Below are 23,364 nucleotides of genomic sequence, written 5' to 3' on the forward strand. Positions count from 1 at the left end.
AAGCTCAGGCATGGCTACTGGACTGGGTCAGCATACCAAGAATTTCACCGATGACCGTCCGCATCTGGCGACGATCCACAATCTGGTCAATAGCCCCATGTTCCAGCAAATATTCGGAGCGCTGAAAACCCACCGGCAGTTTCTCGCGAATGGTCTGTTCAATGACTCTTGGCCCGGCAAAACCAATGAGGGCCTTGGGCTCGGCGATGAGCACATCACCGAGGGTCGCGAGACTTGCCGACACTCCGCCCATGGTCGGATCGGTGAGCACCGATATAAAGGGCAACCCCGCCTTGGCCAGGCGCTCTACGGCAGCCGAAGTCTTGGCCATTTGCATCAGTGACAGCAAACCTTCCTGCATTCGCGCCCCGCCGCTGGCCGAGAAGCAGACCAGTGGGCAGCGTTCCACCAGAGCCGTTTCCGCTGCCCGGGCAAAACGAGCACCCACTACCGAACCCATGCTCCCGCCCATGAATTCAAAAGCAAAAGCGGCGGCAACCACCGGTTGACCTTGCAACTGGCCACGCATCACCACCAAAGCATCTTTTTCACCGGTCTTGCTCTGTGCTTCCTGTAAACGCTCCTTGTAGCGCTTCTGATCCTTGAAGCGCAGAGGATCGACAGGCACAAACTCCTTGGCAATTTCCAGACGCGGTTCGGCGTCCAGAAAAAAATCCAGCCGTTGCCGCGCGGTAATGCGCTGATGATGTCCGCAATTCGGACAGACAAACAGATTTTCTTCCAATTCAGTGCGATACAAAACCGTCTGACAGGTCGGGCACTTGGACCACAGTCCTTCGGGAACCGTACGTTTATTTTCGCTGGATTGGGGTTCCGGGGTAGGATTTTTTTTGATTTTGGGTGGTAATACCCGGTCAAACCAACTCATGAGGCACTCCGATTTTTGACCGTGGCAGCGGCAAGATCCTGTAGAAAGTTGCTGGCCGTCAGCAGAGCTGCCTGATCATCGGGACAGGCTGCCAGTATTTCCACTAAAGCACTCCCTACCACCACCGCATCGGCACCCTGAGCAACTCGCGCGACGGTCTCGGCATCGCGGATACCAAAACCGATGGCGACCGGCATGGCTAGTTCCTGGCGCAGGTCGCGCACCCGCCCCAATACTTCCTCCCAGTTGGACTGGGCCGCACCCGTGATACCGCGCAGGGAGACATAATATACAAAGCCGCTACCCAGTGCTTTTACGGTCTGGACCCGGGCTGCTCCACTGGTCGGTGCCAGCAGGAAAACCGGATCAATACCCCGGGCTTTGAGCAGCGCCGACTCATGGTGTGCTTCTTCGGGAGTGAGGTCCACAATGATGACCGCATCCACACCGGCCTCTGCGGCCAACTCCGCAAAAGTCGCCATGCCCATGGCTTCCAGGGGATTCAGGTATCCCATGAGAATTACCGGAGTATGCCGGTTACTGCGGCGAAACTCGCCCACCCATTCCAGCACCATGCGCAGCTTCACCCCACGGGCAAGCGCGCGTTCGCTGGCTCGCTGAATACTGGGACCATCAGCCATGGGATCGGAAAAAGGCATGCCCAATTCGATGGCATCGGCGCCGGAGGCCACCAGCGTATGCATCAAGTCTACGGTAACTGTCTGGGAAGGGTCCCCGGCGGTGATAAAAGGAATAAGAGCCGCTTTATTTTCCTGCTGCAAATCCGCAAACATGGTCGCCAGACGACTCATAAATGGATACCCTCCAACGCTGCCACCGTATGAATATCCTTGTCACCCCGGCCCGATAAATTGACGATGATAGTCTGGTCCGAACGCATGGTAGGTGCCAAAGCAAAAGTATGGGCCAGGGCATGAGAGGTTTCCAATGCCGGAATGATGCCTTCCGTGCGGCAGAGCTGGTGAAATGCCTGCAAGGCTTCCTGGTCCGTAGCCGCCACGTATTCGGCGCGGCCAATATCCTTCAGGTAGGCATGTTCCGGGCCCACGCCGGGGTAATCCAGACCGGCGGAGATGGAATGGGTCGGCAGGATCTGCCCATCTTCGTCTTCCATCAGATAGGTGCGATTACCATGTAATACGCCCGGTCGACCCGTAGTCAGGGGGGCCGCATGCTGCCCCGTACTCAGCCCCAAACCGCCCGCTTCCACGCCTATCAGGCGTACGGACTGGTCGTTGATGAATGGATAGAACAAGCCTATGGCATTACTGCCACCACCCACACAGGCAATACACACATCCGGCAAACGCCCGGTCAGTTCCAGACATTGCGCCCGCGCCTCATCGCCAATCACCCGATGAAAATCCCGGACCATGGCCGGATAGGGATGGGGACCTGCCACGGTACCGATCACATAAAAGGTATTGTCCACATGCGTAACCCAGTCCCGCAGCGCCTCATTCAAGGCATCTTTGAGGGTGCGGGTACCACTGGTCACAGCCGCCACTTCGGCACCCAGCAAACGCATTCGGAAGACATTGCTGGACTGCCGCTGAATATCTTCTTCGCCCATATAGACCAGACATTCCATCCCGTAGCGGGTAGCCACTGTGGCTGTGGCAACCCCGTGTTGACCGGCACCAGTTTCAGCAATAATCCGTTTTTTCCCCATGCGCCGAGCCAACAGCGCCTGCCCTACGGCATTATTGATTTTATGGGCACCGGTATGGTTGAGATCCTCCCGTTTCAGGTAAATCTGGGCCCCACCCAACATGCGGGAGATGCGCTCAGCGTGATACAAAGGATTCGGGCGGCCGACAAACTGGCGCAATTCACTGTGTAACTCGGCCCGAAACTCAGGGTCTGCCTGAGCCTCCTGATAGGCCTGATTCAATTCATCCAGCGCCGGAATCAGGGTTTCCGCCACAAAACGGCCGCCATAGGGACCATAATGTCCAGATGCATCCGGCAATGTGTAGTTGTCCATATTTTCTCCTCAAAGCCCTTGCAATCGGACTATAAATTCAGCCATTCTGCCATGATCCTTGCAGCCCGGCGACCGCTCCACCCCACTACTGACATCCACCCCATAGGGCTGCGCTATCCGCACCGCTTCCTGGACGTTTTCCGCCTGTAATCCTCCCGCCAGAATCAGCGGCTTGCCCAGCTCCGGCAATCTCCACCAGGCAAAACGCTGTCCCGAACCACCCCACTGCCCCGGCACCGCGCAATCCAGCAGCAGGCCCTGGGCATCCCCATAATCATCCAGTGGACGGCGCAAATCAGTTTCGCCGGACACCCGCAGCACTTTCAGGTAAGGACGCCCAAAACGGCGGCAGAACTCCGGAGTTTCATCGCCATGAAACTGGAGGATATCCAGAGGACAATGTTCGAGAACCTGCTCTACCCGGGCCGGATCGGCATTCACAAAAAGTCCTACCGAACTGACAAAGGGAGGTAATGCCTGAAGCATCTTCCGGGCCTGATCAATGCTTACTGCGCGTGGACTTTTCTCATAAAAAACCAGACCAATGGCGTCCGCACCCGCCCGTGCCGCTGCCCGGACATCTTCCACCTGCGTTAAGCCACAAATTTTGACTCTGACCATCAGTCCATTCTAACACCGCCATGGGGATAAAGCATGAGCCTGAAAACGGCGCTCAGTTGGGATGATTTTTGCGACTTTGGCTCGCACCGTTCGCTTATTCTCCCGTCAGAAATCCGGCATCTACCGCATCCACCGGCAGGGCAAATGCATCGGGATATCGGGGTGCGACAAAATACAATCCGCCTGGAGGAGCCGTTATGCTGGCCTGACAGCGGTCCCGACTGGCAAGAACAGCGGCAGCCCAGGACGGCGGCTGATCGCCACGTCCAATGGCAATCAATACTCCCGCCAGATTGCGCACCATGTGATGCAAAAACCCATTGGCTTCTGCATCGATGGCAATCAACTCACCGCGCTGACTGAGCGACAGTCGCTGTAAATGGCGTACCGGATTTTTAGCCTGACAGGAAGAGGCCCGGAAGGCCGAAAAATCATGGGTGCCCAGTAATAAATCTGCAGCCGCCTGCATCAGTTCAATATCCAGGTGACTGTATACCCAGGCGGTATGATGCCGCCACAGAGCGGATTTTTCCCGGCGATTCACGATGACGTAGCGATAGCGCCTGGCCGTCGCCGAAAAACGGGCATGAAAATGCGCGGGGACCGGCTGCGCCCAGCGCACAGCGACACCATCAGGCAGGTAGGTATTGGTGGCACGTACCCAGGATTCCGCCGTGCGCATTACCGGGGCATCAAAATGCACGACCTGGCAAAGAGCATGCACACCCGTATCCGTCCGTCCGGCCACCGTCACCGTCATGGGTGTTTGCGCCAGCCGACTGAGCGCTTCTTCCAGTGACTGCTGGACACTGGGCTGGCCGCATTGGCGCTGCCAGCCACAAAAGCCGTTGCCATCATATTCAATGCCCAAGGCCCAGCGAATGCCGGGCCTTGGGTCATCTGCGGGAACGTCTGCAATCAAAACTACAAGTCTTCGAGCATTTTCTGGGCTTCTTCACGCTGACTGCTACTGCCTTCCTTGCTGACTTCTTCGAGCAGGTCCCGTGCGGATTCGCTGTCGCCCATTTCCACGTATGCCTTCGCCAGATCCAGCTTGGTACCGACGGCATCCCAGTCATCGCTGCCAGCCGAACTGGACGCATCGGCGTCAAAGGGCCTGGGTGTTTCGTGGAATACTTCGGACTCAAGATCGGGCTCGGCCTTCGCTTCAACTACCTGCTCCGTAGATGGGGCGGTGGCAGGGGCATGCTCCTCTTCAAAGGGGGTCAACCCGAAAGAAAACGGCAGAGTATCTTCCGAGTGAACGTTTTCGGCTGCAGATACTGCGCCAGATTCAGGCGCCGCAGCCGTCGTCTCGACACTGGCCGGTTCGGTATGGAGATGTTCTTCATCCATCAGCCGGAATTGCTCGTCAATATCATGCAACAGGCGATCTTTTTCTTCTGAAGGGAAGGTATCATTACCGGACACAGGCGCCGTTTCTGCCTCATCATGAGAAAAATGAAAGTCCAGTTTGTCTGCGGCATCCGCTTCGGCAGCAACCGGCGTTTCCTGTACTACAGCCGCTGAGGCTACCATGGCAGAGGGACTGGCCGTTTCCGCAACTTCAGCTTCAGGCTCCGGGACAAACAGGGCATTTCCCGGGAAAAGCCGTGCGCCCTGGACAGCCACTTCCTGCCAGGCCGCATTGTGCGGTCCAAAACGACCGCGCATACGTTCCGCCAGATCCAGATAATCCGCATGGCGATCCAGGGTTGCATACATATCCAGGAGTTTGACATACAACTCCTTGCGGCGGGGATTCTCGTCCAGCGCCTCATTCATCACGGCGATGGCCTGTTCGGATTTACCGTAAGTCAGATAAAGATCCGCTTGTTCAATGGGATCAATTTCCATGGCGTCGTCATGATCTGCCGTGAATGCGGACGAGAAGGCCGGCTCGGCAGCCGCTGCATCTTCAGCAAGTATCCCCGCCGTTTCGGGAGCAGCAGTGATAGCCGATGCCGGGGCAGAAACGACCGGAGGAGTACTGACCGCTGGCTCAGGATTCGTATTGAATGCCGCAACGGGAGCCGGAACTGGTGCCACAGCGGGTGCGGGCTTTACGGCAGGCGTTACGGCAGGCGGTACCACCTGGGGCTCGGCAACCGGCTTGGGTTTGGCGTTATTCATGGTGGACAAACGCTGCGACACCTCGCGCTGACGCCGTTCGGATTCCTTCTGACGGCGCAGCATCCAGATAAACAGAATCAGGAGCAGCAAATTTCCACCCAGAGAAAGCAACAGGGGAATATTACTGAACAGACTGTTATTCGCACTGTTGCGCGAAAGGGTAGCCAGTTGCACCCCCTGATTCTCTAGAAGACGTTCTTCGGCACTCAAACGCTGGCCAAGGCCGCTGACCTCCGTTTTGAGTTTCTGGTTTTCTGTTTGCAGCGCTAGGGTATCTGCGGTCAGAGGCGCTGTGCTGGTAGAGCTGGTAGAGGCACTGACCGCAGCGGCACTGGCTGGTGCGCTGGACAAGACCAGATGGGTAGCACTTTCAGTAGGACTGGTCGTGGTTTTCTCAGGCTGTAGTTTTTTATCAGCAACGGGGGTGGCAGCCTGCACAGCTTTATTGACGGGTGTCGGGGTTACACCTCCATCACGACTTTGGGTAGCCAGCCATGCTGTGGCCTGGGCTGGCGCCATTGCCTGCACCTGCGTCAGACTCGGCAAGTTCAGCATACTTCCTGCATACAAATAGGTGGGATTGGCATTTTTGAATGCTTGTGGATTAGCCTTGACCACTGCAGACATGACCTGATCCAGCGTCACCGCATTACTATCGGTAATGGATCGTGAGATATCATACAAGGAGCTGTTCATCGGAACCGGGCCGTACCGACTGACGCGGGACCAGCCGTGATAGAGCCTGCCTGGAACAAAGGTCCGAGGGGCTGGCGTGCTTACTGGCATGCTCGGTGCAGCCATTGGCATACTGGCAACAGAACTGGCCAAAGGCGTAGCGGCAAGCGCATCACTGGCGGTGTACTCGCGCACCAGCTGACCGCCCGACCAATCCAGCTGGACCAGAAAGTGCAGATTGGGCTGGCTCACCGGTAAGGGGCTGGAAATCAAAATGGCTGGCTGGTCGCCACGGCGCACCGTAAATTGCCAATGCTCCAGGGACTGAGCCTGGGGCAGATTGATCATGGCAAAAGCACTGGCCGGTGCCAGACTGGCATTCAGACTGGAAGCCGCCTGGGGAGTAACCGATTGTATGGCTATTTCCGCCCGAAAGGGCTCTCCAGGGGCTGAGAGAACCTGCAAAGATCCCAAGCCCAGCGCCTGGGCCATACCCGGAAGCAGCAAACCCATCCCGGCCATGGCCCATAACCAACTCTTTCTCTCCATTGTTTTTTCCTCTTTTTCTGTAGCGCAAGCGTACTGCCATGAGCCGGATTTGACCCGTGATGCCCCTATAAATAGTCGCGAATCAATATCTCTGCAATCTGCACGCTGTTCAGGGCAGCACCCTTGCGAATATTATCGGAAACCACCCAGAAATTAATGCCGTTCTGGTGCGAACAATCGCCCCGGATACGGCCGACATAGGTCGTATCCTGCCCGGCCGCATCCAGTGCCGAAGGCCATAAAGACTTCTCCTGATTATCCACCACCGTCACCCCCGGGGCTTTTTCTAGCAGAGCACGTAGCGCCTCGGGAGTAATTTGGTCGCGGGTCACCACATTGACGGCTTCGGAGTGTCCATAAAATACCGGTACCCGCACACAGGTAGCGGTCAGAGCGATGTCGGGAAGCTCCAGAATTTTGCGGGTTTCCCACAGCATTTTCATTTCTTCCTTGGTATACCCATTATCCTGAAACACATCGATTTGCGGCAGGCAGTTAAAGGCAATACGCTTGGGGAATACATCGCAAACCGCCTCTTCGTGACGAAACAGCGCCATGGTCTGCTGGCCGAGTTCTTCGATAGCGCGCTTGCCTGCGCCACTGACCGCCTGATAAGTAGCGACCACCACCCGCTCGATACCTACCGCATCGGCGATGGGTTTCAAGGCCAGCAACATCTGGATGGTCGAACAATTGGGATTGGCAATGATGCCGCGATTGACATAATCCCCAATCCGCCGGGGATTCACCTCCGGCACCACCAGGGGAATATCATCGTCATAACGATACTGAGAGGTATTGTCGATGACCACACAGCCCGCTTCAGCGGCCTTGGGCGCAAATTGGGCACTGACCTTGGCGCCCGCAGAAAACAGGCCGATGTCCACCTGGGACCAGTCAAAATCTGCGGCGTCCCGGACCAGTATCTGCTTGCCGCGAAATGGCAAACGCCCTCCCGCAGAGCGTCCGCTAGCCAGCAGATAGAGATTATCGACGGGGAAGTTCCGCTGCTCCAGAATTTGTATCATGACTTCGCCGACGGCCCCGGTTGCCCCCAGCACTGCCACGTTGTAATGGGATTTTTTCATAAGCGACTTCCTCAGAGTTGCAAGGCTTGAACGACCGCCTGGCCCATGGCGCGGGTGCCGATCACGGCTTCACCCGGTGCGGCAATATCCGCCGTGCGCAAGCCGGCATCCAGGACTTTCTGTACCGCCATCTCCACCCGCTGAGCCCATTGTTCGGCGCCCAGAGAATGGCGCAGCATCATGGCGATAGACAAAATGGTCGCCAGCGGGTTGGCTTTATCCTGGCCGGCAATGTCCGGGGCGGAACCATGAATGGGTTCATACATGCCCCGTCCTTCCCCCAGCGAGGCCGAGGGCAGCATGCCGATGGAGCCGGTCAGTTGACTGGCTTCATCCGAAAGAATGTCACCGAACATGTTTCCCGTCAGCAGCACATCAAACTGGGCAGGGGCACGAATCAGCTGCATTGCCGCATTATCTACGTACATATGGCTCAAGCTGACATCGGGATATTCCGGGGCTAATTCCGTCACGACTTCCCGCCACAGCCGAGTGGTTTCCAGCACATTCGCCTTGTCCACTGAACACAGCTGTTTACGACGACCCTGGGCGGCCTTGAAGGCGACATGGGCAATCCGGCGGATTTCGTCCTCGTCATAGACCATGGTGTTGTGGCCGCGCCGCTTGCCATTGACCATCTCTACCCCCCGGGGCTGACCAAAGTAGATGTCGCCGGTCAGTTCCCGCACCACCAGAATATCCACGTCCTGCACCAGTTCCGGGCGCAGCGGCGAGGCACTCAACAGTTGCGGAAAAATCTGTGCCGGCCGCAAATTGGCGAAAAGGTCCAGATGCTTGCGCAAACGCAGCAAGCCCTGTTCGGGACGTTTGGCGGGGGGCAGGCTGTCCCAGCGCGGACCACCCACTGCGCCGAGAATGACCGCATCAGCCGCCATGGCCAACTGCAGGGAGGCTTCCGGCAGGGGATCATCGGCAGCATCCAGAGCTGCACCGCCGACCAGTCCATCCGTACATTGCAGTTGCAAGCCAGCAGCCTGATCCACCGCATCCAGCACCAGCCGCGCGGCATCGACAATCTCGGGACCAATCCCGTCACCCGGGAAAATCGCTATTTTTTTCATGCCAGATCCTTTTTCAAGACAATACGAATTATAAAGGGGTTTTCGGTTCCCGGATGCGGATTCTCGGGGATATGATTGAGAGGATAAATACCCGCGCCCAGAGCCGATGGATCCGCCTCGACAATAGCCAGCTGCTCGGCATCGGCCTGGCCCGGATCGCGGAGAGTGAATTGTACCCCCGCCACATCTTCGCGCTGGCGTGCCGCATCGATATACATGCGTCGGGTAATTTCACCATGGAGCACCTTGAAAAAGCGCACCACGTTTTCCAGCTCCACCCCAAAACGAGATTGCAGTCCGTGGCTTTCTTCCAGGCGCCGGGCACTGACCCGGGGAAGATCGCGCAGGAACTCTCCATTGCGGGCGGTATCCAGTAACAATTGCCGCAATTCACCATTTTCCGGGAGTTGCGCAAACCCATTATAATGCAGAACAAACAGGGCCTCGGGCAGCGGTAATTCCGCGACCCTTTCCTGATTGGGAATACCTGCATCGACGACCACACCACGGGGAGGAACCGTCGGTCCCGACCTGCCCCGCAACCAATCCCACATAACTGCTCCGGGTTTTACTTGTCCGCTAATTGTGGAAGGATAGCATAGGCTTTTATGACAGGGCAGCCGCCAAATTTTATGTGCAAGCAGCAAAGCATTTCCTCATCCTTACCGGTAACTGGCCTGATTCTGGCGGGCGGAGCAGGCCGACGGATGGGCGGAGTCGATAAAGGCTGGGTTCACTGGCGCGGCAGAACATTGATTAAAAAGGCTATTCACATAATACAGGCGGACAGCACAGAGATTCTGATCAGTGCCAATCGTCATCTGGATCAATACCGGGCTTTGGGTTACAGGGTCATTACCGACGCCAACAACGGTTTTGAAGGTCCCCTCATGGGCTTGAGTGCCGGGCTTGCGGCCGCCCGCCAGGACTGGGTGGCCAGTATTCCGGTAGATAGCCCGCTCCTTCCCCCTGACCTGCTGCGCCAGCTGTGGCAGGCCAAAATGGACAGGGATCTGGTGGTGGTCCGCAGCGACACCGGCTTACATGCCGTAGTCATCTTATGTCATCGGCGTCTGCTGCCGCACCTGCAACATTATCTGGATCAAGGTGGTCGCAAAGCCCAGGAATGGTTCCAGGATTTGGATTACGCGACACTACATCTGGATGAAGTCCTGCTGCGCAACTGCAACAGCCCCGAGGATCTGCTATGAAAACGATAGGAGTGGTAGGATATAGCGGCAGCGGAAAAACCACCTTGCTCTGCGCTTTGATACCCCTACTGCACGCCAAAGGATTACGCATCGCCGTGGTCAAGTCTACGCACCATGAGGTGGACTGGGATACCCCCGGTAAAGACAGTTACCGCCTTCGCGAGGCAGGTGCCGAAGCCGTTCTCTTACAAGGCCCCCAACGCTGGTTTACGACCTGTCGGGCACCAGAAACTGTAGACTTGGAAAGTATGACTGCCGCTCTGCCCAGCTCTGCGGATTTGTTGTTTCTGGAAGGAAACAAGGGATTACCCATACCTAAAATAGAGGTGCATCGCCCTTCTCTGCAAAAACCCTTGCTGGCTCTGGAAGATTCGCAGATCATCGCCATCGCCAGCGATACGGCCTTATCCACCCATTGTCCGGTATTGGACCTCAATAGCCCCCGAAAAATTGCCGAATTCATCTATAGCTGGATACACGAGGAACCCTGAATGGCGCACTGCTGCAGTGATAATGAACATGATCCCCTGGCGAAAAGCGTGGAAGAGGCCAGAGCCAGCATTCTTGCGGCCAGCCCCGCCCTGATTGATACAGAAATATTGCACCTGGGCGATGCTCTGGGCCGCGTGCTGGCGGAAGACCTGCGAGCGGCGCAAGCGGTGCCCGCCTGGCCCAATTCCGCCATGGACGGATACGCCCTGCGCAGCGCCGATGGCGCAGAGCCCCGGCGCCTGATCGGTCATTGTTTTGCCGGCCACCCCTTCACGGACCCGATAGGACCCGGCGAGTGCGTGCGGATCATGACCGGTGCCGTCGTGCCCGAGGGGGCCGATAGCGTGCTGATTCAGGAACTCGCCGAGGTCAACGATGAGCAGGTAGTACCCCAGCAACCGCCCCAGGCGGGAGCCAATATTCGTCAGGCAGGCGAAGATTTGCAGGCCGGTGCCCTGGCACTCCAGGCTGGCACCCTGCTGCGTCCCGCCCAACTGGCTCTGCTGGCCAGCTTGGGTATGGCAGAGGTAAAGGTGTTGCGGCGCTTACGGGTCGCTTTTTTCTCCACCGGTGATGAACTGCGCCCGCTCGGGAGCACCCTCGCAGCCGGGCAGATTTATGACAGCAATCGCTATGCCCTGCAAGGCATGCTCCAGCGCCTGGGCTGTGAAATATATGATCTGGGCCGGATTGCCGATGATCCCGAACGTCTGGAAGCTGCCTTGCAACAGGCTGCCGGAATGGCTGATCTGGTGATCAGCACCGGCGGCGTTTCCGTCGGTGACGCCGATTACATCGCCGAACTGCTGGGTCGCATGGGCAGCATTCATTTCTGGAAAATGAACATGAAACCAGGACGGCCCCTGGCCTTTGGTCAGCTAGGAGAGGCGACCTTTTTTGGCCTGCCCGGCAACCCGGTATCCACCATGGTGACTTTTTACCAGTTCGTGCGGCCCTGCATCCTCAAGCGCATGGGCAGCAATGGGCCCTGGACGGCCCCCGTTATCCAGCTGCCCTTGGCTCATGCCCTCAAGAAAAAACCGGGAAGAACCGACTTTCAGCGCGGGGTGCTGGTCTCTGGAGAAAATGGTCTTGAAGTCGCCGGAGTTGGCCAGCAGGCCTCGCATATCATGAGCGGTCTCGCCCATGCCGACTGCCTGATCATTCTCGCCGCAGAAGCCGATGGCGCCCCGGCCGGCAGCCTCGTGGATGTGCAACTGCTGGAAGGGCTCGTTTAAGTTTCTGAGCCCTGCAAATGCCTTTCCGGTCTATTCTGGTCAATCCTAATCAATCCCGGCCATGACGCGGCTCGTATCGGGTGGAATGACTCAGATGAAAACGAAAATTGTCGGCATATAACTTCTGTAACGCAGGATTTCCTCTGAAAATCAGCATATTTTCGGCATTGGCCTGCTCCGCCGCCTTACTGAAATTGAAACTGCCGGTAACCAGTGTGTCAGAGTCGATGACCATGACCTTGTTATGGGCAATGGCATGCTGGTCATCAATAAATACCGGCACGCCCTGATTCGCAAAAAAGTCTGCGACAGAATACTTCTGGGTGCGCTGGCTTTTATCCAACACCACCTGTACATCCAGCCCCCGGCGCGCCGCCTGCAACACCGCCTTGGCAATGGGCGCACTGGTAAAACTGTAAGCCTGCACCCAGACCCTCTGGCGCGCTGCACCAAGGGCTGCGACGATGGCTGCTGTTGCCCCGCCTGGCGGCGAAAAAGCCACTTCTATCGTCCCTTGCGCCGGAACAGTCACCGGTGAATGGGGCATGGTGGCTGTGGCCATGGACCACTGCTCCTCGCCCCAACGTACAACCTGTTGCCATAAGGAATCGTCTGCCGGAGCCTGCAGCGGAATACACAGGCAGGCGCACGACATGACAGCGCGCAGGATGAAAGTGGGGGTGGAAGCCATAGGTTTTACGCTCAGTCAATTTTTAGGGAAAGATAAAACGAAGTGGGCTTTTCGCCAAGAGGGTCACCATAAACCCGCTTATCGACAGACCCGGTACCACTGTTTAGACTGCATATATTGATTTCAATGTCGACAAGCCCGGATGCCTCCATGCCCCCTGAAGATCAAGCCCTAGCCACCGGTAGCGAAGCACGACGTTTTGTGCGTGCCTATCATAATGGATCCCTCTGCACCCTCTCCAAAAAACTGGAAGGCTATCCCTTCGCTTCAGTCAGTCCTTTTGTCCTGGATGACCGAGGTAATCCCCTGATTCTCATATCCAACCTCGCAGAACATACCAAAAATATCGATGCCGACTCCCGGGTGAGTCTGCTGGTACAACCCTGCTCCGAAGACCTGCAGGCTGCCGGCAGAGTCACACTGACCGGTCGCGCCACCCGGCTACCGGACAAAAACGCTTTTGCTGATCGTTATCTGCGCTATCTCCCCCAAGCCCGGGATTACTTTGCTGCCCATGATTTCTATTTTTACCGGATCGCTGTTGAAAACATCCGCTACATTGGCGGCTTTGGCAAAATTCACTGGGTTCGACCAGAACATTATGCGCCGCCACCCAGCGATGCACTGCTGGCTGCAGAAGAGGGCATTATCGCCCATATGAATGCCGACCATCGCGATAACCTGCGCGACTATTGTCGGCATCGATATGCCCTGGATGTTTTCGAGGTGGAAATGGTAGGCATGGATTATGATGGCTTTGATCTGCGCGCCGACGGCAAGCTACTGCGTTTTGATCTGCCCGACCCCGTCACCAATGCGCAGGAAGCCCGCATGGCCCTAGTAGCGCTGGCGCAGCAGTGTCGTGAGAGTGTTGCAGTAAACTCCTGACAAAACCGGTGCCGGGTCGGTGTGCCGGGTCGATGTGCTGCCCATGAAAATCATGCCTCTTGGCTCACTTGCCACTCCAATTGAAAAACCCGTAAAATTATAAGAAATACAAATTCGGAGGGGGACATGAAATACACGGCACTCACCTTTTCTTTGCCCATTATCAGCCTTCTGGCTGCCTGTGCGCCGGTTACTCCGCCCATGAACACTGCCACACCACCAGATCAACATACCAGCCAAAGTGCCTTAGACTGGCAGGGTAGTTATGCGGGAGACTTACCTTGTGCGGATTGCCCAGGTATCCGCAGCACCCTCGCCCTTAAAGCCAACGGGCAGTATCTCCTCACCACCCAGTATGCTGACCGTAGCCAGGGCATCACTGAAACCACCGGACGGTTTCATTGGCAGACGGGCAAGGTGATTGAACTGCTGGGAGCCAATCAGCAAAAAATCGGAGCCTACCAGGTGCGGGAAAATGCGCTGGCGCCGCTGACAGGTGCCGGTAAGGCGCTCTCCACTGGCGATGGCAAGCTCTGGCTGCTGCACAAGGTCAGCGATCATAGTGCTGCCCAGGATCTCTACGCCAGTTATGCGTGGCGACTCAGCAGTCTGGCAGGACAAAGCATCGCCAAAGGTTCCGAGGCAAAAGCGCCTTACCTCACCTTTCTCCCTACAGAACAACGTGTTGCCGGTTGGGATGGCTGCAACCGGGTTGCCGGTGGACTGGTACTGGGAGCCAATCAGCAACTGAAATTCCCTGCCCTCATCTCCACCCGTATGGCCTGCGTGGGAGTCAGCATTGATGGCCCTTTCTCCAAAGCACTGGAACAAACCCGCAGCTATGCCTTGCAGGGCTCCAAACTCCAGTTCAAAGATGCCGAGGGTCAGGTTCTGGCCACTTTTCAGCCGGTAGCCACCCCACCCAAAAAGTGAGTATAGCTACGGTGTAGCGAACTCACCTTGCGCATTGTCGCTGACATTATTTGCGATGTCAGCGACTGTTTTGCGCCCCTTTTTCTGCTTTGTGCAGCAAATCAAGTCCACGACCGACCTTTCCCTGACCACGCACGGCCCGCAACTGAAATCGGGTTTCCGCGTCAAAATCCGCTAGCATCAGAGTGGTCATTTCGTCGATCAGCCGCGACTCCTCGTCTCGATACTGCCTTAGAGGGCAAAGTGGGCCGTCTGGCAGTGTTCTCATCTTCACAACGATGTGGCGTGGTGTGAGATGGTTTTTGTCTTCATAATTCGTCCTGCTCTTTAAGTCTGAGGTTACAATGATTTTGTCGGATTTGTCTGAGGTGGATATTGTTACTCTTCAAAGCTGGATGAGCTCTAATATTTGCTCATCGTTAGATCTGGTTGAGGCGTATTTTGCGCGCATCGCTGCGCATGACTCAAACAGCTCGAGCAATGGCTGGGGCGTAAATAGCGTCATAGAGATGAATGCGAAGGCCAGGACTATTGCCGTTGCGCGGGATATGGAACGAAAAAAGGGACTCCTCAGAGGTCCCCTGCATGGCATTCCCATTTTAGTTAAAGATAACATTGAAACCGGTGATGGCATGATCACCAGTGCCGGCTCCTTGGCATTGCTGGATAATCGCCCCGATCGAGACGCTGTTCTGATTCAGCGTTTGCGGGACGCGGGAGCGATAATACTTGGCAAAACCAACCTCAGTGAATGGGCGAATTTCCGTAGTCCCTGGAGCACTAGTGGTTGGAGTAGTCGGGGTGGGCTGACCCGTAATCCTTATATGCTGACTCGTAGCGCTTCTGGTTCCAGTTCGGGATCTGCCTCAGCTGTCGCCGCCAGCCTGTGTACGGTTGCCGTTGGAACAGAGACGGATGGCTCCATCCTCAGTCCCGCTGCGGCTTGCGGCCTTGTGGGTCTGAAGCCCGGTTTGGGTGAAATAAGCACTGTCGGTGTCGTGCCTTTAGCCCACAGTCAGGATACCGCTGGACCTATAGCGAGAACAGTTCAGGATTGTGCTTTGCTCTATCAGGTATTGAGAAAGGATGTGGCGTGTAACAGGGACCCGGTGATCTTTTCCGATACGAATAGGCTGAAAGGTACACGGGTTGGAGTGTTGAGGAATCAGTTTGAGCTGCATCGTGACGCCATACCTATTTTTGAAAAAGCTCTGGATGCATTGCGAGATTTCGGAGTTACCCTGGTTGAGGGCATTCGACTTCCAGACATGGCGGAACTTGGCCAGGCGGAGTTGGAGGTTCTACTCTATGAATTTAAATACGGCATCAATCATTACTTGAATGGTCTTCGTTCAAAAGATGTACCGCACTCACTTGAAGCACTGATTGCCTCGAACTCAAAAAATTCGGGATCGGTAATGCCGTGGTTTGGGCAGGAATATCTGGAGCTTGCTGCGGACAGAGGTGGACTTGGTGAGAAAAGGTATCTTGATGCCAAGCGCTTGTGTAAACGTTTGGCATGGACAGAGGGGTTGGATTACATGCTCTATAAAAATCAATTGGCAGCCTGTGTCGCACCCTCCAATAATCCAAGTGGGTTAATTGATTTGCTTACTGGTGACCACCACACCGGTGGAAGTAGTACGCTCGCAGCCGTGGCGGGTACGCCAAGTTTGACGGTGCCCACCGGACATATACAGGGACTGCCGGTCGGTGCAACGTTTTTCGCGGGCCCTGGAACTGAGTCACTTTTACTGTGTTACGGGTACGCCTTGGAAACAGCGCTGGCAGCGCGAATTACACCGTTATTTAAAATGGATATAGATGAAAAGGATGTATAAAGCGTTTGAAAGGATGCACAATCACCGGAACGCGCGTGCCATCCTGCTGGACGGCAATGGATGGGCTGCACCATTACCCAGCGCTCGCCCCTGCCAGCGGATGCCTCAACCTTCCATTGCGACAGTGGCACCGGCATATCCACGTCGCCGAACACTGCGATGCTGGCGTCCTCCAGAGGCACGCTTCACCGCAATGGCCCATTTCGTCCTGCATCAACGGATGATTCAGACCTCTAATCCTTATCAACCCATCTGCCGAAAGCTAGGTAAAGCGAAAACAGCAAGCTCATACTGCTCCTACATGCGAGCTTAAAATACCCAGCCCTCTAATAGGAAATATTAACCGTCACAATGAACCAGACTTAAAGCCGTATTTACTCTTTTTAGACCAAATCCAGAGTCATATTTAACAAGGTATTTAGGCATAGGTAAAAACAAAACAGGAAGAACATTGGCAGCATAGTCTTGATATTTATATAAATATTCATTACCTGGCCGGATAGCAGTAAGCTCAATGAAACGATCTAATATAGGGTTAGAAAAGCCTCCATAGTTTGTTCCACCTCCACTATTAAAAAGTCCATCACCAGATGGGTAGTAATCAGGGCTATAAATCCAGGGTATTATTGCCGCTTGCCAGCCATTAGGATTCTCTAGCTTACTGAGCTCAACATTGAAAGGAACAAGCTTAATATGTATTAATACTCCTATTTTTCGCCAACTCGCTTGTAGTAACTCAGCAACAATACGGTCTGTTCTGCTAGCCGATGATACCATCAAGTCAAATTTCAGTAGCTTACCGTTTTTCTCTCGAATATTATTACTGTTCAGCACCCAACCACTATCGGAAAGAAATCTATCCGCGAGCCTAATATTAAACACTGAATCCGGATGAGTGTCTTCCCACTTCATCTTAGGTGAAAGAAAGGTTGAAGGATATACCGGCACAGGAGAATAACTAGCTACTCCAAGACCATGATATGCAATCGTTATTATTTGTTTTTGGTTAATAGCCACCTCAAGAGCCTTGCGTACAGCAAGAGAATGGAAAAAACTTACTGATTTATTGTGAAAATTTAATGGCGCATAATTAATACCATATCCACCATTAGTATAACAGGATCTCAACTTGTTAACTAAATTTTTAGCTGGGAGTAGAAAATGTGGAACATTACCAAGGTTAATAACTCCAGACTTAAGAGACCAGAACTCAGCACCTTCAGAAGGAAACATGTAAAATATTATTTTATTTGGCACCACTAAAGGGCCAGAATATTCTTTATTTCTAACAAAACTGACATATCTTCCCGCCTTGTAACCACTTAACATATATGGTCCATCGGTGTAACGTACCAAATATTTATTCGTCTGATTATCATATATATATTTTAAAGAGTATTTTTTCATCATAAATGCTGGTAGTGGAACAAGCTGACTTATACCGTTAAGCTCAAACCATACCGGATTCACAGAATGTGCGAGATACAAGACCACCTTATGTTCGTTAACAATCGATGTTTTTTTAATAATATAAGGTATACCACCCATACCATAATTCGGATACCTCTCACCATAATTTTTGATAAGACTCAAGCTATATACTAAATCATTGGCGGTAACTATACGACCATTAGACCATCGCCATTTTTTTAGCTTTATGGAAACAACAGTATTTTTATCGGAAAATTTAATACTCTTAGCTAATGACTTGCCCCAGTCAATAGATAAATCATTGTTAACCCATATAGCATAAGCAAAAAGTAGCTGGTCAACTTGAAAATCGGCTAATGAATCATTATTAACAATTGGTAGAAGAGAGTTTATATTCATAGGAGGAGAGTCTCCAGTCCCAGTAACTGTTTTTAATGTCATCGCAGAAGCGGTGAATACAAGCTCTACAGCTACCAAAAGAATAAAAATACAAAATTGATTAATGAGTTGTTTGTTTATACTGAAAACATTCATGGTATATTGGCTCACTAGCTCGCACGCGCAAGGATAAACAGCATATAAACCTCAACAGGTTAATTAAATGCATACTATATCCTGATTGGAATATATTTAATCTTTTTTTCATACAGCTCCCAGCTCTGATATACTCCACTGATTTCGATGTACTTGAGGTGTCCCATCTCTATGAATCGTGTGCAGTTTCATGAAGGCTTGTCGCTTCGCGATTGCCTGCAGCGTTTTAGCACAGAGTAACAATTTGCCCAGGCGCTGGAAGCAACGCGCTGGCCGAAGGGTTTCTACTGCCACCAGCGTGGAAGTATCCGGCACTTCGCGCTGAAAGGCGGCGCGCGCAAAACCTTTCAGTGCAGCCAGTGTCGGCAACATACTTCCTTGATTGCCGCAACACCGGTTCAGAGAACATGCCTTCCCCTCCCCCTTGACACATGGTTTCTGGTTATTTATCTGACCAGTCAGGCGAAAACCGGCGTGTCTGCCCTGGCGTTGAAACGTCAACGCTGGGTCAGCTATCCTACAGTCTGGTGTATTCATCATAAACACATGCCTCCATGCAAAAAGCGAAGCCCTTATATGCTGCAGAGGGCGGTACTGACGATGATGCCTATCTGGACGGAGAACGCGCCCTGGGTAAACACAGACCCGGTTCCGAAAGCAAAATTACCTTTGTGGCGGCGTTCTCGATCGATAATCAGGGGCATCCTCTCTACGCCCGATTCTCCAGCATTGCGGGATTTACCGGCCCGGCCATAGAAAACTGGGCATGCAACACGCTGGATCAGCACTGCCAGATACTCACAGTCTGTTTGACTTGCTTCAACGAAATCGCCGATACCGGAGGACGCATACGGTCAGCGTCGCCGCTGACCGTTAGGCTCAGGATTTACCACAGTGAGGAAGTATTTTCTCACTTTCATGAACACTTGATCAGATGACAAACCAAATAAGAGTAAACTCATCATCAAGCAAACTTAGCTGATAATCCAAGTTCAATAAAACGTGGCTCACCAGGATAAGCTGAGTTGTATTGTTGTCCGACAGCTGTAAATCCATACTGCTTGTAAACCTGCGCCGTATGAACATAATAATGATTGTCAAGCAGATTATCTATGTTAAGACTCACTGTTAAGCTTTTAATAAAACCCTTATTGATGGGGATTTTATAATTAGCACTCAAGTTCAATAGAAAATACGGAGGAACTTTAACAGAATCCGTGGGAACTGTCGCATCTTGAAGAACAAGTTCTTTTTCAGTTGGCGGCAAGTCATAAGTGGTAGGTTGCGGCCCAGTATATGTACCATAAAGTTGCGCATGCAAATGGGATACATGCAATCGTAATCCAAGTGTAGCCAACCAATTAGGAACTGCGGCTAAAGGATCGCCAGCAAAAACATATCCATATTGGCCTTCAAAAGGAGTATCACTCGCTGAAAAGGAATTCATATATCGAGCGTCAGTATATGAGGCATTACCAAAGAAAGTTATTTCAGGAGAAATTTGGTATTTGCCAGAAAGTTCAAGTCCTTTCATTTGCTCTTCACCAACATTTGCATATATAGAATAATTAGTAAGGTAGTCAGTATAGAATGAGAACATACCATGCATGTTTTGAAGAAAGCCATCAAAGTTTATATATAAATGTTTCCCAAGGTATCTTATACCAGCTTCATACGCATTTACTGTTTCAGGGCCTGGAGCGACAGTGGTACTACCAGAAGAGCCAAGAACATAGTCTTGAACTGGCGCAAACCTCGCACCTTTACCGTAACTAGCATAAACAATATAATTTGGTGTTATATCATAGGATATACCTATATAAGGCAAGATATCCTTGTCGAAGTTGCTCAAAGTATACGGATGTGCAGGCGAGTTATAGATATTGCTCGGAACATAGTTTGATGTGCTGACACCTGTCACTGTAACACCGGGTTGAATATGCAAAGTATTGTCCAAAAGAGAAATTTTGTCCTGGAAATATCCACTGTAGACGGTCCTTTTTTCTATCTTCCATAACTTAAAGCGTTATAACCGTTTACTTGAGGCATGTTTAAATTACCATAAAAGTAAGTAGCATTGTTGTCTCCAGTTGTTTCTCTTGCAAAAAGTGCTCCAACGGTAATCGCATTATGTGGTAAGAAAATATTGGCTCTAGGTGCTATGCCAATTGTTCTTGTATGGTTATATTGTATTTCTGCAGCTTCACCGGCATGGTAACTGCCAAAAACTTTCTCTGGCATGTAACTTATATTGTTATTATTCCCATAGTCATTGCCTATAGGTCCGTACGCAAAATACGGAGAGTTAAAATTGACTTGATAAGGATATGTGGAATTAATATAATTTGGATTAGTATATCCTTCAAATTTATTTGATTTTCCAATGTAAAACAATTTACCGGACAATACAAGATGACTATTAATATATGCCTGATCGCCCAGGATGGCAGTAAGATAGGAATTGTCTTGATAATTACTAGCTTCAGATAAAGGATAGTTGAAAAATATCCCGTATTTATCGAGCTGTTCTATCGGTGTAGTTTCCGTCAACATGTATCCGCTTCCTTGGTTATATATTACCGTCCCTGTAATTTTAGATAATCCATAATCATATGGTTTTATTGCGCTGAATAAGAAATCCGTATATCTTGCTGGAGTGTTTTGTATGTAACCATCCGTTTGTGTCTGGCTTAGACGAACAAATGTCCTTAAACCATCACTATGTTTAATTTTGCCTGAATTCACCTCAAATCCATAGTTATCGGTAGAAAATGAACCAATCTTTGTAAAAACTTTAGCATAGAATTTATTGGTTGGCATTTTTGTCGTGTACGAAACGGTTCCACCTACGGTTGCAAAACCGGCTCGATCTGGAGGAGCAACTCCAGGATAAACATGAATACCTTCAATTTGTCCCATAGAAACTATAGACCCTACATTATTGTCCTGATTATTTATATAAGCACCCTGTCCACCGTGAAGTAAACTAATCATAGGGATACCATCTAAGGTTTGCGCGAGTTGACTCATTCTTACACCCCGCACTGTTAATGTAGGTGTACCAGGACCTATATTTTGTTGATATTCGTTTACTGATGGAGTTAATCGAAGCATGCTATAGATTGATTGAGATGAACTAGCATGTTTAAGCTCTTCGGGGGTGATTATTGACATTGCAGAAGCTATATTTTTTTCGCCAATTATTAATTTTTTATATTTTTTCTTTATTTCTTTAAGCTTAACTATTTTATCATTTTTAGGAACTTCAGATACAGTTGATGCATGTGCAATAGGAACAGAATAACAAGTGTACCATACTGCTATGAATACACTGCTTAGAACAATGCTAGAGGATTTATTTTTGTTATTCAAAATTTGTTTATTGGCGTACATTGTTTATCTCCTTTATTAAAATCCAATGCTACATAGCAAAAATCATACCATATTCAACATATTGTTTCTCATTGGGTTAAATTTCATTTGGTGCCAGCTTGTGGTGCAGAATCACCTTTTTAGAATCCAATTGCACCACTTTAGTGCATTCGCCTACCCCCCGGTGTCAGGGTAGTTGTCGCCTCTCTGAAATGGAGTAACACGAAGTAAGGGGGCGGAAAGTGAGCTATGGAGGTGCATAACCAATAACTCCATGTGACATCATCCTATCGCTCATAATAAAGCTGGAATTTGGTCATTTTGGTTTCATAAAGTGGCTAATTTCGCGTTTTTTCCGCCGGGATCATTTTTGTCCCGGCCCTAATCGCCTCAATTCGATCCGTGCTTGCATCTCAAAGCGGATAATCTTGCCCATTTTTCCTTGGCGCTTCCGCCCACACTCCTGACTGAACACCGCACTCTGCCCCGTCCGCAAGAAATTCCGTTCCATCTGATGACGACCAAAGCGATGGCCAGCACTCTCCACCTGCAAAAAATAACCCCATATTTGCGTGTGGTAATCTGGTTATGTGCAATATCGCATGTAACCAAAGGAACACTCCTATGCAGTCTATTCACCGTTATGAAGACCGTCTGACCCACTATATTCATCAGCAAGACCTCGCAGCCTTTCGGAAGCAACACTTCCAACAATGGACCTTTGCGGAAGATGGGTGCAGCTATTGCATTGCGCCCGAGGGGCCCTGGCGTTTCTTTGGGTTTGTGCCACGACACAACCTGGCGGCCCTGCTCACAGCCTTCAATGTGACCGTGAAGGATATCCATCGCCTGCCAGAGACACTGCGAAAACGGCTCAACCCGAACAATCTCCCGGAGGAGGAGTTCCTCCTGGTGGCCGTCACGCAGAAAAAGGAATTTCTCTATTGCCGGTTGGATACCACCGCACTCCAAAACAAGGTGGAGGGGCAAAAGCGGCTCTGGGAGAACCCAACGGACCAGCAGGAACGGATGCAGGCTTTAAAGCGCCGACCCGATCTGGTTCCCCGATTTTTACTCGCGGATTTGTAACGTCCATGTGCAGGCGGGTGTTCCTTGGAATCTCTGGATAGCCCGGCCTGCGGTTTCAACCGTTCCCCCACTTCATCAATACTCTTTGAGGACCCTGCACATGCCAATCTCCCCCCAACTCGCGCAAATTGCGTATATGGATGCCCTGCAGCATCTCCTGGTCGGCTTCCTACTGCTGGCCATTTCCCTGATGGCTCTCGCGGTCACCCTCTATGCCTGGTGGAAACATCGCCAACAACCAGACAACGATCTGTGGTCACTATCTGGCCTTATATCCGCGATAATCGCCGGCGCCTTCTTTGCCCTTTCCTTAGTTTTTCTGGCGAATCTCTGGAACTGGGTGGGGATAAGTCACCCGGCCTTGCTGGCGGCTAAGCAGCAGATTGCCAGAGCGCATCGGCCTCGGCCTTTATTGTGATACTGGGGTTGCTGACCTTCCGATGCCCCCACATCCCGTATATGACAATCGGCTTGACTCCCGACATAATGCCCAAAGACAAGGTCCGGCGAGAAAACGTCGAGCGACCTGAATTAAAACGTCGCCACTGCCTCAGCATAGGGGATATCTATTCATCGCGGCCACCTTCAGATTCATATCC

Annotated in this window: 24 protein-coding genes; 9 read left to right on the forward strand and 15 right to left on the reverse strand. The window is 52.1% G+C overall.

From position 1 onward, the window contains the following. Positions 1 to 4: 4 nt before the first annotated feature. The 9 genes from accD to AC2VLR_RS10810 all read right to left on the reverse strand — a co-directional run bounded on the left by accD (position 5) and on the right by AC2VLR_RS10810 (position 9,599). Complete coding sequence (gene accD / locus AC2VLR_RS10770) at positions 5 to 889, reverse strand: acetyl-CoA carboxylase, carboxyltransferase subunit beta (RefSeq protein WP_215843820.1); 885 nt, start codon at positions 887 to 889, stop codon at positions 5 to 7. Continuing rightward, positions 886 to 1,701, reverse strand: coding sequence for a tryptophan synthase subunit alpha (trpA, locus tag AC2VLR_RS10775; RefSeq protein ID WP_486882115.1), 816 nt, complete (start codon positions 1,699 to 1,701; stop codon positions 886 to 888). The genes accD and trpA overlap by 4 nt, the downstream gene beginning before the upstream one ends. Next, on the reverse strand, positions 1,698 to 2,897 hold the full coding sequence (gene trpB, locus AC2VLR_RS10780; protein WP_486882116.1) for a tryptophan synthase subunit beta: 1,200 nt from the start codon (positions 2,895 to 2,897) through the stop codon (positions 1,698 to 1,700). The genes trpA and trpB overlap by 4 nt, the downstream gene beginning before the upstream one ends. Before the next feature lie 9 nt (positions 2,898 to 2,906). Further along, a complete protein-coding gene (locus AC2VLR_RS10785) occupies positions 2,907 to 3,518 on the reverse strand; it encodes a phosphoribosylanthranilate isomerase (RefSeq protein ID WP_486882117.1) in 612 nt (203 codons plus the stop codon). A gap of 94 nt (positions 3,519 to 3,612) precedes the next feature. Continuing rightward, the gene (gene truA, locus AC2VLR_RS10790; RefSeq protein ID WP_486882118.1) at positions 3,613 to 4,440 is read right to left on the reverse strand and encodes a tRNA pseudouridine(38-40) synthase TruA; all 828 of its coding nucleotides are present in this window, start codon (positions 4,438 to 4,440) and stop codon (positions 3,613 to 3,615) included. 2 nt (positions 4,441 to 4,442) lie between these two features. Beyond that, positions 4,443 to 6,875 (reverse strand): motility hub landmark protein FimV, encoded by a 2,433-nt coding sequence (locus AC2VLR_RS10795; protein WP_486882119.1) that lies wholly within the window; start codon positions 6,873 to 6,875, stop codon positions 4,443 to 4,445. A 65-nt stretch (positions 6,876 to 6,940) separates the two neighbouring features. Continuing rightward, on the reverse strand, positions 6,941 to 7,963 hold the full coding sequence (locus AC2VLR_RS10800) for an aspartate-semialdehyde dehydrogenase (protein ID WP_486882120.1): 1,023 nt from the start codon (positions 7,961 to 7,963) through the stop codon (positions 6,941 to 6,943). Between the two features lie 11 nt (positions 7,964 to 7,974). After that, positions 7,975 to 9,045 (reverse strand): 3-isopropylmalate dehydrogenase, encoded by a 1,071-nt coding sequence (gene leuB / locus AC2VLR_RS10805; RefSeq protein ID WP_486882121.1) that lies wholly within the window; start codon positions 9,043 to 9,045, stop codon positions 7,975 to 7,977. Next, a complete protein-coding gene (locus AC2VLR_RS10810) occupies positions 9,042 to 9,599 on the reverse strand; it encodes a hypothetical protein (RefSeq protein ID WP_486882122.1) in 558 nt (185 codons plus the stop codon). Before AC2VLR_RS10810 ends, leuB begins: the two co-directional genes overlap by 4 nt. Positions 9,600 to 9,677: 78 nt before the next feature. Between AC2VLR_RS10810 and mobA the strand changes: the two genes are divergently transcribed. From mobA to moeA, 3 genes are read left to right on the forward strand one after another with little or no spacing between them, the layout of a single operon-like run. Beyond that, positions 9,678 to 10,256 carry a molybdenum cofactor guanylyltransferase MobA gene (gene mobA / locus AC2VLR_RS10815; RefSeq protein WP_486882123.1) on the forward strand — a complete coding sequence of 193 codons (579 nt, stop codon included), beginning with the start codon at positions 9,678 to 9,680 and terminating at the stop codon, positions 10,254 to 10,256. Next, positions 10,253 to 10,747, forward strand: a complete 495-nt coding sequence (gene mobB, locus AC2VLR_RS10820; protein ID WP_486882124.1) for a molybdopterin-guanine dinucleotide biosynthesis protein B — start codon at positions 10,253 to 10,255, stop codon at positions 10,745 to 10,747. Before mobA ends, mobB begins: the two co-directional genes overlap by 4 nt. Next, on the forward strand, positions 10,748 to 11,986 hold the full coding sequence (gene moeA, locus AC2VLR_RS10825) for a molybdopterin molybdotransferase MoeA (protein ID WP_486882125.1): 1,239 nt from the start codon (positions 10,748 to 10,750) through the stop codon (positions 11,984 to 11,986). It begins immediately after the preceding gene. Between the two features lie 49 nt (positions 11,987 to 12,035). On the opposite strand, the gene AC2VLR_RS10830 is transcribed toward moeA, so the two are convergent. Beyond that, on the reverse strand, positions 12,036 to 12,677 hold the full coding sequence (locus tag AC2VLR_RS10830; RefSeq protein WP_486882126.1) for a phospholipase D family nuclease: 642 nt from the start codon (positions 12,675 to 12,677) through the stop codon (positions 12,036 to 12,038). Between the two features lie 150 nt (positions 12,678 to 12,827). On the opposite strand from AC2VLR_RS10830, the gene AC2VLR_RS10835 reads away from it, so the two are divergent. Further along, the gene (locus AC2VLR_RS10835; RefSeq protein ID WP_486882127.1) at positions 12,828 to 13,565 is read left to right on the forward strand and encodes a HugZ family pyridoxamine 5'-phosphate oxidase; all 738 of its coding nucleotides are present in this window, start codon (positions 12,828 to 12,830) and stop codon (positions 13,563 to 13,565) included. 126 nt (positions 13,566 to 13,691) lie between these two features. Next, positions 13,692 to 14,498, forward strand: coding sequence for a copper resistance protein NlpE N-terminal domain-containing protein (locus AC2VLR_RS10840; protein WP_486882128.1), 807 nt, complete (start codon positions 13,692 to 13,694; stop codon positions 14,496 to 14,498). 58 nt (positions 14,499 to 14,556) lie between these two features. On the opposite strand, the gene AC2VLR_RS10845 is transcribed toward AC2VLR_RS10840, so the two are convergent. Further along, on the reverse strand, positions 14,557 to 14,691 hold the full coding sequence (locus tag AC2VLR_RS10845; RefSeq protein ID WP_486882129.1) for a hypothetical protein: 135 nt from the start codon (positions 14,689 to 14,691) through the stop codon (positions 14,557 to 14,559). A 151-nt stretch (positions 14,692 to 14,842) separates the two neighbouring features. Here AC2VLR_RS10845 and AC2VLR_RS10850 point away from each other — a divergent pair, with 151 nt between their 5' ends. Continuing rightward, a complete protein-coding gene (locus tag AC2VLR_RS10850) occupies positions 14,843 to 16,339 on the forward strand; it encodes an amidase (RefSeq protein WP_486882130.1) in 1,497 nt (498 codons plus the stop codon). Between the two features lie 339 nt (positions 16,340 to 16,678). Here the strand turns inward: AC2VLR_RS10850 and AC2VLR_RS10855 are convergent, their stop codons facing one another. Further along, on the reverse strand, positions 16,679 to 18,304 hold the full coding sequence (locus tag AC2VLR_RS10855; RefSeq protein ID WP_486882131.1) for a peptide ABC transporter substrate-binding protein: 1,626 nt from the start codon (positions 18,302 to 18,304) through the stop codon (positions 16,679 to 16,681). A gap of 108 nt (positions 18,305 to 18,412) precedes the next feature. After that, positions 18,413 to 18,676 (reverse strand): hypothetical protein, encoded by a 264-nt coding sequence (locus tag AC2VLR_RS10860; RefSeq protein WP_486882132.1) that lies wholly within the window; start codon positions 18,674 to 18,676, stop codon positions 18,413 to 18,415. Here AC2VLR_RS10860 and AC2VLR_RS10865 point away from each other — a divergent pair. Continuing rightward, entirely contained in the window at positions 18,560 to 19,060 is a 501-nt protein-coding gene (locus AC2VLR_RS10865; RefSeq protein ID WP_486882141.1) for a hypothetical protein, read from the forward strand. The genes AC2VLR_RS10860 and AC2VLR_RS10865 overlap by 117 nt on opposite strands. A gap of 208 nt (positions 19,061 to 19,268) precedes the next feature. Here the strand turns inward: AC2VLR_RS10865 and AC2VLR_RS10870 are convergent, their stop codons facing one another. Together AC2VLR_RS10870 and AC2VLR_RS10875 are read right to left on the reverse strand one after the other, a co-directional pair. Beyond that, entirely contained in the window at positions 19,269 to 20,249 is a 981-nt protein-coding gene (locus tag AC2VLR_RS10870) for a TonB-dependent receptor domain-containing protein (RefSeq protein WP_486882133.1), read from the reverse strand. 59 nt (positions 20,250 to 20,308) lie between these two features. Further along, entirely contained in the window at positions 20,309 to 21,697 is a 1,389-nt protein-coding gene (locus AC2VLR_RS10875; protein ID WP_486882134.1) for a TonB-dependent receptor plug domain-containing protein, read from the reverse strand. Between the two features lie 603 nt (positions 21,698 to 22,300). Between AC2VLR_RS10875 and AC2VLR_RS10880 the strand changes: the two genes are divergently transcribed. Both AC2VLR_RS10880 and AC2VLR_RS10885 read left to right on the forward strand, forming a co-directional pair. Next, positions 22,301 to 22,765, forward strand: coding sequence for a hypothetical protein (locus AC2VLR_RS10880; RefSeq protein ID WP_486882135.1), 465 nt, complete (start codon positions 22,301 to 22,303; stop codon positions 22,763 to 22,765). Positions 22,766 to 22,865: 100 nt separating this feature from the next. After that, positions 22,866 to 23,183 (forward strand): hypothetical protein, encoded by a 318-nt coding sequence (locus AC2VLR_RS10885; RefSeq protein WP_486882136.1) that lies wholly within the window; start codon positions 22,866 to 22,868, stop codon positions 23,181 to 23,183. Positions 23,184 to 23,364: the final 181 nt, after the last annotated feature.

Source organism: Acidithiobacillus sp. TH-A117 (genome assembly GCF_057473465.1).